Source organism: Sphingomonas agri (genome assembly GCF_038148795.1).
GTDB lineage: Bacteria > Pseudomonadota > Alphaproteobacteria > Sphingomonadales > Sphingomonadaceae > Sphingomicrobium > Sphingomicrobium agri.
This window is the reverse complement of record NZ_JBAPEU010000001.1, coordinates 51,945-66,376: the sequence shown is the minus strand read 5'-3', so window position 1 is coordinate 66,376 and position 14,432 is coordinate 51,945. Positions and strand designations below refer to the sequence as shown.

The 14,432-nt window shown below is 63.2% G+C and carries 10 protein-coding genes and 1 tRNA gene; 9 read left to right on the top strand and 2 right to left on the bottom strand.

The window, feature by feature from the left end; all coding sequences use genetic code 11:
* The first annotated feature begins 87 nt into the window (after positions 1-87).
* The 6 genes from V8192_RS00305 (at position 88) to V8192_RS00280 (ending at position 8,918) form a co-directional block, all read left to right on the top strand.
* Positions 88-3,402 carry a TonB-dependent receptor domain-containing protein gene (locus tag V8192_RS00305; RefSeq protein ID WP_341631065.1) on the top strand — a complete coding sequence of 1,105 codons (3,315 nt, stop codon included), beginning with the start codon at positions 88-90 and terminating at the stop codon, positions 3,400-3,402.
* Between the two features lie 107 nt (positions 3,403-3,509).
* Complete coding sequence (locus V8192_RS00300) at positions 3,510-5,531, top strand: tetratricopeptide repeat-containing sulfotransferase family protein (protein WP_341631064.1); 2,022 nt, start codon at positions 3,510-3,512, stop codon at positions 5,529-5,531.
* Between the two features lie 3 nt (positions 5,532-5,534).
* Entirely contained in the window at positions 5,535-6,686 is a 1,152-nt protein-coding gene (locus V8192_RS00295; protein ID WP_341631063.1) for an aspartyl/asparaginyl beta-hydroxylase domain-containing protein, read from the top strand.
* The gene (locus V8192_RS00290) at positions 6,683-8,191 is read left to right on the top strand and encodes a 2OG-Fe(II) oxygenase family protein (RefSeq protein WP_341631062.1); all 1,509 of its coding nucleotides are present in this window, start codon (positions 6,683-6,685) and stop codon (positions 8,189-8,191) included. Before V8192_RS00295 ends, V8192_RS00290 begins: the two co-directional genes overlap by 4 nt.
* Positions 8,192-8,327: 136 nt before the next feature.
* On the top strand, positions 8,328-8,600 hold the full coding sequence (locus V8192_RS00285) for a hypothetical protein (protein WP_341631061.1): 273 nt from the start codon (positions 8,328-8,330) through the stop codon (positions 8,598-8,600).
* A 57-nt stretch (positions 8,601-8,657) separates the two neighbouring features.
* A complete protein-coding gene (locus V8192_RS00280) occupies positions 8,658-8,918 on the top strand; it encodes a hypothetical protein (protein ID WP_341631060.1) in 261 nt (86 codons plus the stop codon).
* 20 nt (positions 8,919-8,938) lie between these two features.
* Here the strand turns inward: V8192_RS00280 and clpB are convergent, their stop codons facing one another.
* Together clpB and V8192_RS00270 are read right to left on the bottom strand one after the other, a co-directional pair.
* Positions 8,939-11,545, bottom strand: a complete 2,607-nt coding sequence (gene clpB / locus V8192_RS00275) for an ATP-dependent chaperone ClpB (RefSeq protein WP_341631059.1) — start codon at positions 11,543-11,545, stop codon at positions 8,939-8,941.
* A gap of 65 nt (positions 11,546-11,610) precedes the next feature.
* The gene (locus tag V8192_RS00270) at positions 11,611-12,465 is read right to left on the bottom strand and encodes a hypothetical protein (protein WP_341631058.1); all 855 of its coding nucleotides are present in this window, start codon (positions 12,463-12,465) and stop codon (positions 11,611-11,613) included.
* Between the two features lie 64 nt (positions 12,466-12,529).
* Between V8192_RS00270 and V8192_RS00265 the strand changes: the two genes are divergently transcribed.
* The 3 genes from V8192_RS00265 (at position 12,530) to V8192_RS00255 (ending at position 14,385) form a co-directional block, all read left to right on the top strand.
* Complete coding sequence (locus V8192_RS00265) at positions 12,530-12,844, top strand: polyhydroxyalkanoic acid system family protein (RefSeq protein ID WP_341631057.1); 315 nt, start codon at positions 12,530-12,532, stop codon at positions 12,842-12,844.
* Positions 12,845-12,917: 73 nt separating this feature from the next.
* Positions 12,918-14,216 carry an FAD-dependent oxidoreductase gene (locus tag V8192_RS00260; protein WP_341631056.1) on the top strand — a complete coding sequence of 433 codons (1,299 nt, stop codon included), beginning with the start codon at positions 12,918-12,920 and terminating at the stop codon, positions 14,214-14,216.
* Positions 14,217-14,308: 92 nt separating this feature from the next.
* Positions 14,309-14,385 (top strand) — tRNA-Pro (locus V8192_RS00255).
* The last annotated feature ends 47 nt before the right edge of the window (positions 14,386-14,432 follow it).

Genomic DNA, 14,432 nt, shown 5'->3' with positions numbered 1-14,432 from the left:
TATCAGAGCAGGCAGATCGGCGAAGTTGCATTCGCCGGCCACGGCAGCCGTGCCCTTGCCGCTCGGCTAGTGAAGGGGAAGGATTTTATGAAGCTCGATTTCCGTCAGCGCCTGCTCACGAGCACGCTGCTGGTTGGCGCAACCATGCTTGCCAACCCGGCTTACGCGCAGACCGCAACGCCCAACCAGCCGGGCACTGCGAAGGATACGCAGTCGACCGTTCCGGATCAGAACACGGCGACCAACCCGGCTGCGGCGCAGCCCACAGGCCCGGTCGAGGCCGGCCCGGTTCCGACGCGCAATGCGGCGGGCAAGCCGGTTCAGACTTCGAACGACATCATCATCACCGGCACGCGCATTCCGCAGCCGAACCTCACCTCGGCAGCTCCTGTGACGGTCGTCACCAACCAGGACGTCAAGCTGTCGGGTTCGACCCGCATCGAGGACGTGCTGAACCAGCTGCCGTCGGTCCAGGCCAACCAGGGCTCGGGCGTGTCGAACGGCGCGACGGGTACGGCGACGGTCGACCTTCGCGACCTTGGTCCGAAGCGCACTCTCGTTCTCATCAACGGCCGCCGGCTCGTTCCGGGCGATCCGAACACTGCCAGCCAGGCCGCCGACTTGAACTTCATCCCGTCGGCGCTGATCAAGCGCGTTGACGTGCTGACGGGCGGCGCATCGTCGGTCTATGGTGCTGACGCTGTCGCCGGCGTCGTCAACTTCATCATGGATACGGGTTTCACCGGCATCCGGTTCGACGGCCAGTATTCGTTCTATCAGCACGACAACAACTGCCCGAGCATTCCGACTTCGGCGGCCAATGGCGGTAACGTGTGCGGCGTTCTCACGGCTCGCCAGAACCAGGGCCTCAAGGGTTACGCATTCCCGCGGGGCAGCGTTGCCGACGGCGGTTCGTTCGACGGCACAGTGTCGATCGGCGCAGCGTTCGACGACAACCGCGGTCATGCGATGGCCTATTTCGGCTACCGCAAAGTCAATCCGATCCTCCAGCAGCGTCGCGATTATTCGGCTTGCGGTCTTTCCGGGGCCGGCAACATCACCTGCGGCGGCTCGGCCACGTCTGATGTCGGTAACGCACTGCTGTTCCCGGTTGGCACGTCGTCTTCGACCTTCTTTACGTTCGGTCCGAACCGTACGCTCGTTCCGGGCCGGTCGCTCTACAACTTCAACCCGACCAACTACTTCCAGCGTCCTGACGAGCGTTACACTGGCGGCGCCTTTGCTGATTACGAGATCAGCCCGGCCGTTCATCCGTACATGGAATTCATGTTCATGAACGACCACACGCTGGCGCAGATCGCGCCGTCGGGTGACTTCGGCAACACGTTCACGCTCAATTGCGACAACCCGTTCATGTCGACGCAGGCACGCGGGGTCGTTTGCAATCCGAACAACCTGATCAACGGCTTCCTTGGCAGCTTCCCGCTCGCCACGGGCGCCAGCTACAACCCGAATCCGGGTGCGGCGCCTGTCCAGTTCTTCGACGCGCGCGGCAACACCTACAATCAGGGTTACTTCAACCTCCTGCGCCGTAACGTTGAGGGCGGTCCGCGTATCAGCGACCTGACCCACACCGAATGGCGCGGCGTGCTTGGCGGCGTGCTTGGAAGCCGCGGCGACCTCGACAAGGCGTGGTCGTATGATGCCTACTTCCAATATGGTCACACCGACTATTCGCAGGTCTATCGCAATGAGTTCTCGGCCCGGCGGCTCGTCAATGCGCTGAACGCCGTCAATGTGAACCCGGCGACCGGCCAGGTTGTGGCGGTCGGCACGCCGGGATCAGTCATCGAGTGCCGCTCGGTTCTGGATAACAGCGACCCGACGTGCGTCCCCTACGACATCTTCGGCACGCCTTCCGCGGCTGCCGTCAACTACCTCAACGTCTTCGGCGACATCACCGGCACCACTTCGGAGCAGGTGGCGGACGCCAACATCACCGGCGCGCTCGGTGAGTATGGCATCCAGACGCCGTGGTCGGACGAGGGCGTGGGCGTGAACATCGGTACCGAGTATCGTAAGGAAAGCCTGACCCTGAACCCGGACCAGTCGTTCCAGACCGGCGATCTCACCGGACAGGGTTCTCCGACGCTTCCGGTCAACGGCGCGTTCCGCGTTGTCGAAGCTTTCGGCGAAATCCAGGTTCCGATCATCCGGCACTCGTTCATCGAGGAGTTCTCGATCTCGGCCGGTTATCGTAAGTCGTGGTACACGACGATCCCGGGTGCTGCTAACGGCGCTGCCGTCCCGGGACGCAAGTTCAGCACGGATACCTACAAGATCTCTGCCGAGCTCGCTCCGGTTCGGGACATTCGCATCCGCGGTGCCTACAACCGTGCGGTTCGTGCTCCCAATATCCAGGAGCTGTTCTCGCCGCAGTTCGTCGCGCTCGACGGTTCGACCGATCCGTGCAGCTCCGGCGCGCTTGCTACGACGGCGAACCCGACGGGAGCGGTGGGACCGAACGACTTCGGGTGCCGTGCCCAGGGGCTGGTTGTCGGCCAGGCCACTCCATCCAACCCTGCCGCGCAGTACAACGGCTTCGTTGGTGGTAACCCGGACCTCAACCCGGAAAAGGCGACCACGAAGACGATCGGTGTCGTTCTCCAGCCGCGCTTCATCCCGCGTCTCGCGATCACGGCCGACTGGTATGACATCAAGATCAAGAACGCGATCCAGGGCTTCGGCGCTGACGCGATCCTGAATAACTGCGTGAACAACACGACGTCGCTCACCAATGTCGCTCCGTCGTGCGCACTGATCCACCGCAATCCGGGCGGATCGCTGTGGCTCACCTCGACCGGCTTCGTGGAGGATCTTCCGCACAACGTCGGTAGCGTCGAGACGCGCGGCATCGATGGCAACCTGTCGTACAGCTACCGCTTTGGTCGCCTCGGCACGCTTTCGGCGGGCTTCAACGGCACCTGGGTCGACAAGTTCTTGGTCAACGACGGCCTGAACCCGATCTACAATTGCGCGGGCTTCTACGGCGCGACCTGCGGCAACCCGCTGCCCAAGTGGCGGCACAAGCTGCGGCTTGGCTTCCAGCTGCCGGTTGGCATCGGGATCTCCGGCCAGTGGCGCTATGTCGGCAAGGTCAAGCACGAGCGGCTCAGCACTGACGAGGTCTTGAGTGGCGCTCCGCCGCTTCTCAACTCCCGCGTCAAGGCTCAGAGCTACTTTGACCTCGCGAGCACGTTCACGGTTGGCGATCACTACAATTTCCGCCTCGGCGTGAATAACATCTTCGACAAGAACCCGCCGCTGTTCAGCAGCTCAGCCGGTTCCTGTGCGGCGGTGTTCTGTAACGGCAACACCTATCCGGGTGTCTACGACAACCTGGGCCGGTACTTCTTCGCCGGAGCGACGCTTAACTTCTAAGCGTTCGTCGGAAATCGAAACCTCGGGGGCGGTGGCTTCGGCCATCGCCCCTTTCTTTTTGCCCACTTGAGCTTGTAATTGAGGAGGCCGTCCGGCTTAGTGGCCGAGTGACCAGCACCACAGCATCTCCCTCGCCGCTCGACGCGACCACGTCTTCTGCGATCCAGCAGGCACTTGGACTTGCTCGAAGTGGCCGTTTGAAGGACGCCTGCCGCGTCGCCGAACAAGCGCTAGCGGGCGGAGGCGACAGGGTTGGGCTCAACGCGCTCCTCGGCATGTTGCGAATGGACACGGGCGAGAATGAACTCGCAATCCGACACCTGGAAATCGCGCATGCCGGACGCCCCACCGATCTCAGGATTGCGACGAACCTTGCGACCGCTCTTGCAAACGCTGGAGAAATGGAACGCGTTCTTGATGTGGCTTCGCGCAATCTCGCATTTTCAGATCCGTCGCTGCAGCTCGCCCGTATCCGTGGGTATGCAGCGTTGATGTCCGAACGCGCCGAGGAGGCGGTGGACGCCTACGAGCATGTCGTCCGTTCAGAGCCGAACGACTGGGAAAGCCACAACAACCTCGGCAATGCACGACTTCTCCAGGGCGACGTCGTCGGAGCGATAACCGAACTGGAAAAAGCGGCTGCGCTCGCCCCTCATTCCGCTCCGACCAAGATCAACCTCGCACGAAGCTATCGGTTGACCGGCGAGCTCGCCAAGGCAGAAGGCGTCCTCCGCCAGATGGCGGACGACTTTCCGGACGATCCGCAGCCGCTCATGGACCTGCACGATCTCCTCAAGGACCAGGCTCGCTCGGACGAGATCCTGCCTGTGCTCGAAAGAGCGCTGGAATTGCGGCCCGATGATCTTGAATTGCTGCTTGCTCGTGGACGGCACTTCGGGACGATGCTGGAAATGGAACGGGCAGAACAGGTCTTTCGCGATGTCCTTCGCCGCGCCCCGGCCAATGGCGATGCGTTTGTCGGCCTCGCCACCGTTTATGAGCATAGCCAGCCGAGTGCGCTGGAAGACCTGGCCAAGGACGCCGAACGCCAGGAAATCGACGCAAACGCCCTCAACCTCGTGCGGGCGTTCGCGGATCGGCGGGCCAAGCGCTTCGATGAGGGCGCAGCGGCTCTCGCTCAAGTCGATCCGGATTTCGAGGCGCCCCGACGGCAGCATCTGCTCGGCCAGATGCTGGAGGGGCTGCGCGATTACGACAGCGCCTTCGCTGCATTCCAGCGAATGAACGAGTTGCAGGCCACCGATCCATCGCTCCCGCTCCAGCGAGCCGCCTCACTTCGCGAACAACTCGGTCAGCAGCTCGAAAAGACGACCGAATCCTGGTTCCGCCAATGGCAAGCAGATCGGGTTGATGCGCTTGGTCGGTCGCCGATCTTCCTGGTTGGTTTCCCAAGGTCGGGAACGACATTGCTCGACACGATCATGATGGGACACCCTGATACAGTGGTGATGGAAGAACGCCCGGTGATCAGCCGCCTCGAGCAGGAAGTGGGCGGCTTTGACGCGATCGCGAAATTGGACGAGCGGGCAATCCGCAATGCCCAGCAACGCTATTTCGAGATTGCCGCCGAATATGTCGACGTGACGGCGGGTCCGCAGCTGGTCGACAAGGCGCCCCTGCTCCTCAACCAGGCTGCCTTCATCCACCGCCTGTTCCCACAGTCGCCATTCCTTCTTGCGCTTCGACATCCCGCGGATGTTCTGCTCAGCTGCTTCGTCAGCAACTTCAACCTCAACAGCGCGATGGCGAATTTTCTCAGCCTCGACACCGCGGCCGAATTCTACGATTTGACCTTCCGCACTTGGGAGAATGCTCGCGTCATTCTTCCACTTACGGTCCATACGGTCATCTACGAGCGCATGGTCGAAGACCCGAGCGCCGTCCTTCGACCAATCGTCGAAGCCCTTGGCCTCGAATGGCACGAAGACATGCTCGACCATACCAAGACGGCGGCGGAGCGCGGGCTCATCACGACGGCAAGCTATGCCCAGGTGACCGAGCCGATCTATCGCCGCTCGGTTGGGCGTTGGCAAAACTATCGCAAGCATCTGGAGCCCGTGCTTCCTGTTCTTGCGCCCTGGGCTCAAAAGTTCGGCTATACGATCTAGACCATGACTCTTGCCGAGCTGATCCGCGGTGCCGATCAAAGGATGGCCGTGCGCGACTTCGGCGGAGCCGCATCGCTTCTCGAGCAGGCCGCAGTGCTGCAGCCTGGCGATCTAAGTCTTTGGATGCGGATCGCAGCGATGCGGCGGGCAAGCAGCCAGCCTGCGCGAGCGCTCGACGCCGTACACAAGGCTCTCGCGCTCAATCCGCGCGATTTCACCGCCCTTCTGATGCGCGCGAGCCTGCTCCAGAAGCTCGACCAACCCGACGCCGGCGAGGCATGGGGACATGCCCTGGCGCAGAAGCCCGAAACGGACCTTCCGCAGGCGCTAGGCCCGGTCATCGCCGAAGCAGAGCAACGCTACGCCGCCTGGCAGGCCCAACAGCAGGACCAGCTGCAAAAGAGCATGGCGAGCGCAGCGGCCCTGGCGAACGATGAGCAGCGCAAGCGGATGGAGCGTTTTTGCAGCAATACCGTGCGGCGCACGCGGCATTATCACAGCAGCCCCACGCACTATCATTATCCGGAGCTGACGGAGCGCGAGTTCCATCCGCGGCGGCTGTTTCCCTGGCTTGAAAAGCTCGAGGCGGCGACGACAGTCATTACCGCGGAGCTGCGTTCCGTAATGGCCGCCGAGCGGGCCGAACTGGTGCCATACGTGCAATATGACGAGCACGTGCCGATGGACCAGTGGCGACCGCTCAACCACAATCCCGACTGGACCGCGATCCATCTGCTGCTGAAAGGTGAGCGCATCGAGGCCAACGCCCGCCATTGTCCAAAGACCATGGCGCTCCTCAGTGAGCTTCATCAGCCCGTTATCCACGGCGCCTCGCCCAATGCGATGTTCTCGCTTCTTGCACCCCGCACGCTGATCCCGCCGCATGTCGGCATCAACAATGCCCGCGTCGTGTGCCACCTGCCCCTGATCGTTCCCGAAGGCTGCTGGTTCAGGGTAGGCGCCGAGACACGCGAGTGGAAGCCTGGCCAAGCCTTCGTGTTCGACGATACGATCGAGCATGAAGCCAGTAACCCCAGTGACGAGCTTCGCGTCGTCTTCATCTTCGACATCTGGCATCCCGACTTGAGCGATCTCGAGCGCGACGCCGTGGCAGCCTTGATCGGCCGTGTCGGGATGGTCGGCGACGCCCTGTGAGTTTCCGCGGCGCCTTGGCCGCGGTCCAGGCGAGAGCCGCCGATCTTGACGCATATGACGATCTGGCACGCGCCGCACTTACCGAAGGCGAAGAAGAAGCTGCGCTGACGGCCCTCCTTCCAGCGGCAGAACGGCTGCACGCACCACTCCTCTGGCAATGGACGGGCCTCCTCCAGCGTTCGCTTGACGAGCATGAAGCAGCGATTGCCTCATTCGGACGAGCCGCGGCCCTCGCGCCGAACGACGCTGGAATTGCACACGGGCACGCGCGCGCGGCGCTCGAGGCCGGCGTCAATGCCGTTGAATTGTTCCTCCGAGCGCGGGCTCTTGCGCCAACGGACGGTGAGGTGGCTCTTGGCCTTGCAGCGGCAAGAAACGCTGCCGGCGAGGGTATTCGCGGCGCTGAAGAGCTGAGCGCGCTTCTCGAGCGCGCTCCCGCGTGGATCGCCGGTCACGAGCAACTCGCCCAATTGCTCTCGACCCTTGGCCAGAAGGAAGAGGCAACTCAGTCGCTCGAGCGCGCCATCTCCCGCTTTCCAAGACAGGAGGCGTTGTGGTTGGCGCTTTTTGGAATCGAGCTCAGGCAGGAAGACTATGCCGCGCTCCGCGACGATATCGTGCGGGCTGAGGCTGCCGGATGCCGACCTCAATCTCTGGATTTCTACCGTGCCATCGTCGCTGCCGAACTCGACGCGGAATCGTTCCCCGATGCCCTGTTCAAAGTCCGCCCGGAACTTGGCAACCCCCTCGGTCTCTGGCGAGTTCGCCACCTGCTTCGGCTGGGCGCGATCAAGGACGCACTTCCGCTGATCGACGAGGAACTCAGGTCAGAACGGGCTGCCGCAGCCTGGCCATATGCATCGATCGCCTGGCGCCTCAGCGGAGATGAACGTTCGGACTGGCTCGAACGAAATGAGAATTTTGTCCGGGTCTTCGACCTTCGCCCGCTGCTCCCGGACTTGGACGAGCTCGCCGAAACCCTGCACCGGCTTCATGTCGCCAAGGGCGAATATCTCGATCAATCGGTGCGTGGAGGAACCCAGACGGACGGTCCGCTGCTCAGCCGGATCGATCCCCTGATCCGCCGGCTCCGCGGCGCGATCGTCGGCGCCGTCGAGACCTATATTCGACAGCTGCCGCCACCGGATGCCAATCACCCGCTATTGTCGCAGCGGCGCGACCGCAGGGTCCGCTTTGCGGGTAGCTGGTCGGTGCGGCTCCGCCCCGCTGGGCGGCACGCCAACCACGTCCATCCCCAGGGCTGGATCAGCTCGGCCCTCTATATTTCGCTGCCCTCCGGGGGAGGAGAAGAATGCGGCGATGCTGGCTGGTTTACGCTCGGTCAGCCCCAGGAGCAGCTCGGAATTCCACTGGAGGCCTGGCGGAAGATCGAGCCGCAGCGAGGTCATCTCGTTCTGTTTCCTTCCTGGATGTGGCACGGAACCGTGCCATTTTCAGAGGGCGAGCGCTTGACCGTCGCGTTCGACGTGCGTCCGCCGATCTAGTCGTGCATTCCGTCGAATTGCTGGCACAGGCTATTCACTTTGGATAATCGCAAGCTTGACTTCGCCAAGCTTCGGTTCAGGTTGCCGCGTCTATGATCAGTTGCTTGGCGCTCCATGCGCCTTGGAAAGGATTGTGATGCGCAAGCTCATGTTCACGACTGTCGCAGCCGTGCTCGGCATGTCGGCGCCGGCATTCGCTCAGAGCGTCTCGCCTGCCCAGCCATCGCAGCCGCAGGGTGCCAAGCCCGCCCGCGACCCGAACGAGATCGTCTGCGAAAGACAGCAGCAACTCGGGAGTCGACTCGCAACCGAGAGGGTCTGTAAGACGCGCGCAGAGTGGGCCGAAGAGCGGCGCACACAGCGGATGGATGTCGACAAGGCACAGATGCAGCGCGACCTATCGCACTAAGTTCAAACTTGCCGGGCGCCTTCGAGCCGCCTGGCCGCAACAGGGAAGGTGTTACGAATGCGTAAGCTTTTGACCACGAGCCTCGTGGCCATGTTCGCGGTGTCGACGGCGGCGCCGCTATTTGCCCAGGACCAGGCGCAGGCGAAGAAGACCCGCGATCCCAACGAGGTCGTCTGCGAAAGGCAGGAAGAGATCGGCAGCCGGCTCGCGGCCACGAAAGTGTGCAAGACCCGCGCCGAATGGGCCGAGGAGCGTCGCGTCAGCCGCCAGGACATCGACAAGGTCCAGACCCAGCGCGGAACCTCAGGCGGCAACTAGGACCTGAGCCAGGCGGCGGATTATTCCGCCGCCTCTCTGACCGGTTCACTCGCGAGGGTCAGCACCAGCTGGCCTTCGCCCTCGTCTACGTGGACCCTCGATCCGTCAGGGATTTCGCCCGAGAGAATCTTGTCGGCGAGTGGGTCCTGCAGATATTTTTGCACTGCGCGCTTCAATGGCCGCGCGCCGTAGACAGGGTCGTAGCCCACGCGCCCGAGCCACGCGCGAGCAGCGTCAGTCAGATCAAGCTTGATCTTGCGGTCCTCGAGCAGCTTCTGGAGCCGTGCGACCTGGATATCGACGATCGGCCCCATGTGCCCGGCGCTGAGGCGATGGAATAGGATGATCTCGTCCAGGCGGTTCAAGAATTCGGGCCGGAAATGGGCGCGAACGACTTCCATCACCTGGGGTTCGGCCTTTTCGACCGGCTCGTCCTCTCCAAGCTGCGCGAGATATTGAGAGCCCAGGTTCGAGGTGAGGATAATGATCGTGTTGGTGAAATCGACGGTGCGTCCCTGGCCATCGGTCAGGCGTCCGTCGTCGAGAACCTGGAGCAGCACGTTGAAGACGTCGCCGTGCGCCTTCTCGACTTCGTCGAACAGGACGACCTGATACGGTCGGCGCCGTACCGCTTCGGTGAGGACACCGCCTTCCTCGTAGCCGACATATCCCGGAGGAGCGCCGATCAGCCTCGCTACCGCGTGCTTTTCCATGAATTCGCTCATGTCGATGCGGACCATGGCGGAGGCATCGTCGAAGAGGAATTCAGCAAGGGCCTTGGTGAGCTCCGTCTTGCCGACGCCCGTCGGCCCGAGGAACAGGAAAGAGCCGAGCGGGCGGTTGGGGTCCTGGAGGCCGGCGCGGGCGCGCCGAACTGCGGCGGACACTGCCTTCACTGCATCTTCCTGGCCGATTACGCGGGCGCCGATCGTGCTTTCCATCTGGAGGAGCTTCTCGCGCTCGCCTTCCATCATCCGCTCGACGGGAATTCCCGTCCAGCGGCTGACGACGCCGGCAATATCCTGGTCGGTCACTTCCTCGCGGAGCATTGCACCTTTCGATGCGGCCTGGGCGTCCAGAAGCTGCTTCTCGAGCTGCGGAATCCGGCCGTACTGGAGCTCCCCGGCCTTCGCGAGGTCGCCTCCGCGCTGCGCCTGCTCGAGTTCCAGTCTGGCAGCGTCCAGCTGTTCCTTGATCTTTGCTTCGCCGGCGATCTTCTCCTTTTCCGCCTGCCAGCGCTGGGTCAGCTCGGATGATTGCTGCTCAAGATTCGCGAGCTCCTCTTCGAGCTTCGAAAGCCGGTCCTTGGAGGCCTGATCCTGCTCCTTCTTCAGAGCTTCGCGCTCGATCTTGAGCTGGATGATCCTGCGATCGAGATTCTCGATCTCTTCCGGCTTGCTTTCGACCTCCATCCGGATCCGGCTTGCAGCCTCGTCCATGAGGTCGATCGCCTTGTCGGGAAGGAAGCGGTCGGTGATGTAGCGGTTGCCGAGCGTTGCCGCGGCAACGATCGCCGCATCGGTAATCCTCACTCCGTGGTGGAGCTCGTATTTCTCCTTGAGACCGCGAAGGATCGAGATGGTGTCAGGAACGGTGGGCTCGCCCACGAAGACCGGCTGGAACCGACGCTCCAGCGCGGCATCCTTCTCGATATACTTTCGATACTCATCGAGCGTCGTAGCACCGATGCAGTGGAGCTCCCCACGCGCGAGCGCGGGCTTGAGGAGATTGCCGGCGTCCATCGCGCCTTCGGCTTTCCCGGCGCCGACGAGCGTGTGCATCTCGTCGATGAAGAGGATGATGTCGCCTGCAGCCTCGCGCACCTCGTCGAGGACACCCTTCAATCGCTCCTCGAACTCGCCCCGGTATTTGGCGCCCGCGATGAGCGAGCCCATGTCGAGCGCAAGCAGGCGCTTGTCCTTGATGCCGTCAGGAACATCTCCGTTGGTGATCCTGAGCGCGAGTCCTTCCGCGATCGCGGTCTTGCCGACGCCCGGCTCGCCGATCAGCACCGGGTTGTTCTTGGTCCGACGGGCGAGCACCTGAATCGTGCGGCGGATCTCCTCGTCACGGCCGATCACTGGATCGAGCTTGCCCTCACGGGCTGCAGCAGTCAGGTCCCGCGCATATTTCTTGAGGGCGTCGTAGCGGTCCTCGGCGCCCTGGGTATCGGCGGTCCGGCCCCCGCGCAGCTTGTCGATGGCGGCATTGAGGTTCTGGGGCGTCAGGCCCGCTTTCGAGAGGGCATTGCCGACCTCGGTTCCTTTCGCGAGCGCCATTGCAAGGAGGATGCGCTCGACCGTCACATAGCTGTCGCCCGCCTTCTTCGCGACCTGCTCGGCCTGGTCGAGGATCCGGATGGTGTCTCCGTCAAGTGCGGGCGCCTGCGTGGCGCCGCTGCCGGTTACCGTCGGGATCCTCGCGACGAGCTGGTCGACCTCGCGCCTCGCGGCCTTGGCATCGCCGCCCGCGGCCTCGATGAGGCCAGCCGCCATGCCCTGCTCATCGTCGAGCAAGGCCTTCAAAAGGTGGGCGGGAGCGATGCGCTGGTGATGCTCGCGAACCGCAATCGTCTGCGCGGCCTGGAGGAAACCCCGCGCGCGGTCGGTGAGCTTTTCAAAATCCATGAAACCTTACCCCTCTTTCCATGGGGTCGATATGGTGTTGCACATTAGCAACACAAGCCCAGAGCTCAAGGTTTTGAAGAGTGCGGCGGCGATTGAGGAGGGGGCGAGGACACGCTCATGGCCGAAGCCGGAGCACCGGCCATGGGCGGAGCCGGTGCGGCTTGCATAGGAGCAGCCTGCCCCGCCGCCTGGTTCAGCGCAGGGGCCGGAAGCGGCTGGCCGATGCTCGCCACGTCTTCGGGATGGATGATCGGCGGGCATTCGGCCGCGACTGCGGGGTCCATGTTCCACCGGCGGTACTTGGTGCTGTCCACGTGGAAACGCAGGTACGCGTAGAAGCCGAGGCCCGCGTTGTAAGCTGCGCCATGCTGAGAGTGAACGCCGCAGAGCGTCCGCATCATGGTCACCCGGTCGATCGGCCGGAGCGGGACCAGGTCGATAGCAGAATCCAGCTTGTGCGCGCTTTCGGGCGCGCCGCCTGCGCAGACGTTGAGCGCCGGGTTACGATAGACGGACACGGGTTCAACCGGTCCCAGCGCCGGAACGACGTAGTCCCTGACGTACCGCAGCGTCTGTACCATGTGCGGCCATTCGTCCGCGGGTGGCACTTCGAAGGGCTGCTGGCCACAATCCTTCCAGGAGGTCGCGGTGCGCAGCAGCTGCCAGGTCGGAAGGATCCCGCCGACCTGGTTCGCAACAAGGTAGTCGTTGAACGACCTGACCAGCCCTGCGCGCCAAGGCGCGGCGAGATACCAGGTGCGGTAGCCCGCTTCATCCTGTCCGACCGTAATGTACGGCGCGGCCGGTTCCCAGGAGGCGTTTGCCGCAGCCTGAGCCGGCGGAAGAAGACCAGCGGCCGGCGGCGTCTGGGCGTCCGCGGCGCTCGCGATAAGCAACAGTGGCGCAAGGATCAGCTTCATCGGCGGGAAGCATACTCCTATGACTCTGCTTGAAAAGCGCTGAACGGCGGCCGATGTCGCAATTATGAGTCAACCCATCGACATCGACTTGCCCCATAACCTCGGCAAGGACGAGGCAAGGCGTCGCATCGCCAACAACATCCACAAGCTCGAGCAGCATATCCCGGGCGGAGCGAGCGTTCAGTCGGGCTGGACCGGCGACCAGCTGAACCTCAACGTCGCGGCGATGGGCGAAGCCGTGAACGCATCCATCGACGTCATGGAAACGAAGGTCCACCTTCGCGTGCTTCTTCCCGGCATGCTCGGCATGTTCTCCGGGCTCGTCCAGGCCGCGCTCCAGAAAAAGGGCGGCGCCCTCCTCGAGGACCATTCCGGCTAATTGGTGATTGCGGGGAGCGCAGCGAGAAGGCAATCCAGCCTTACTCTTTTGCTTGCCAGTGACGGGAGGCTAGATGCGCCACTTCGCCATCGTCGGTTCGGGTCCGGCGGGTTTCTATACCGCCGAGGCACTGGAAAAGGCTTATGGCGCGCAGGCGCGCATCGACATCCTCGACCGTTTTCCGGTCCCTTACGGACTGATCCGCTTCGGGGTGGCCCCTGATCACCAGTCGCTGAAGGCCGTCAGCAAGCGCTACGACAAGGTCGCTGAAAGCAGCGGCGTCGACTTTATAGGCAACGTGACGGTCGGCCGCGATGTCTCGGTCGCCGAGCTTCTCGAGCTGTATGACGCGGTCATCCTCGCGACCGGAGCACCGCACGACCGCAAGCTCGGCATCCCCGGCGAAGACCTGCCCGGAGTAGTCGGGTCTGCAGAATTCGTCGGCTGGTACAACGGACATCCGGATTTTGCCGATCTCGATCCCTTTCTGCACGGGAGCCACGCCGCGGTTGTCGGCAACGGCAATGTGGCGCTCGATTGCGCCCGCATCCTCTCGAAGACGCGGCGCGAGTTCGAAGGGTCGGACATCGTGGGTCACGCGCTAGATGCGCTCGACAATTCCTCGATCCGTACCGTCACGATCCTTGGCCGGCGCGGACCGCACCAGATCGCGATGACGCCGAAGGAACTGGGAGAGCTCGCCCATCTCGAGGCTGCCGTTCCGCTTGTAGAGATGGGCGATTTTCCGGCCATCGAAGCCGACGAGGCCCTGGAACCCGGCCTACGCAAATCAGTGAGCCTCCTTCGCGGTTTCGCCGATCTTCCGAACGACAAGTCCAAGCACATCGTCTTCGATTTCTTTGCCAAGCCGGTCGCTGTCGAAGGAGCGGGGAAAGTCGAGCGGATCATCGTCGAACGGACCGTTCTCGACGATAGCGGCGCTGCTCGCGGTACCGGCGAGACCTATGAGGTGCAGGCCTCGCTCGTTGTAACCGCGATCGGATATTCGACGTCCCCCATTGCGGACGTTCCCTTTGGGTCGGGAAAGTTCGTGAACGATGGCGGGCGGATCGCCGACCGGCTGTATGCCGTCGGGTGGGCACGCCGGGGTCCGTCAGGGACGATCGGCACCAATCGTCCCGACGGCTACGAGGTCGCCGACCAGATCAGCGCCGCGATTGTGCCGGAGGGCTCCGACGGACGCCCGGGGAGCGAGGGCCTCAAGCAGCTTCTTACGAGCCGCGGCGTGATGCCCACCGACTATGACGATTGGCGCAAGATCGAGGAAACGGAGACCGGGCGGGCGCGACCCGGCAGCCCGCGCGAGAAGTTCGTCCGGCCGGAGGATTGGTTCGGCGTTCTGGGCCGTTGATTGCGGCCTTGCGCTATCGGCTACCCCCTTCTATCTAGCCGCGGCCTTGGCTCCCGCCGCGACGTCCTGTCGCACTCAAAGCGGGTTCCGGTCGGGGAGTAGCTCAGCCTGGTAGAGCACTGTCTTCGGGAGGCAGGGGCCGGAGGTTCGAATCCTCTCTCCCCGACCACTTTTGCTTTTCTACCTAATATCCAGCAACCTTAGGCGTAGTGCGGT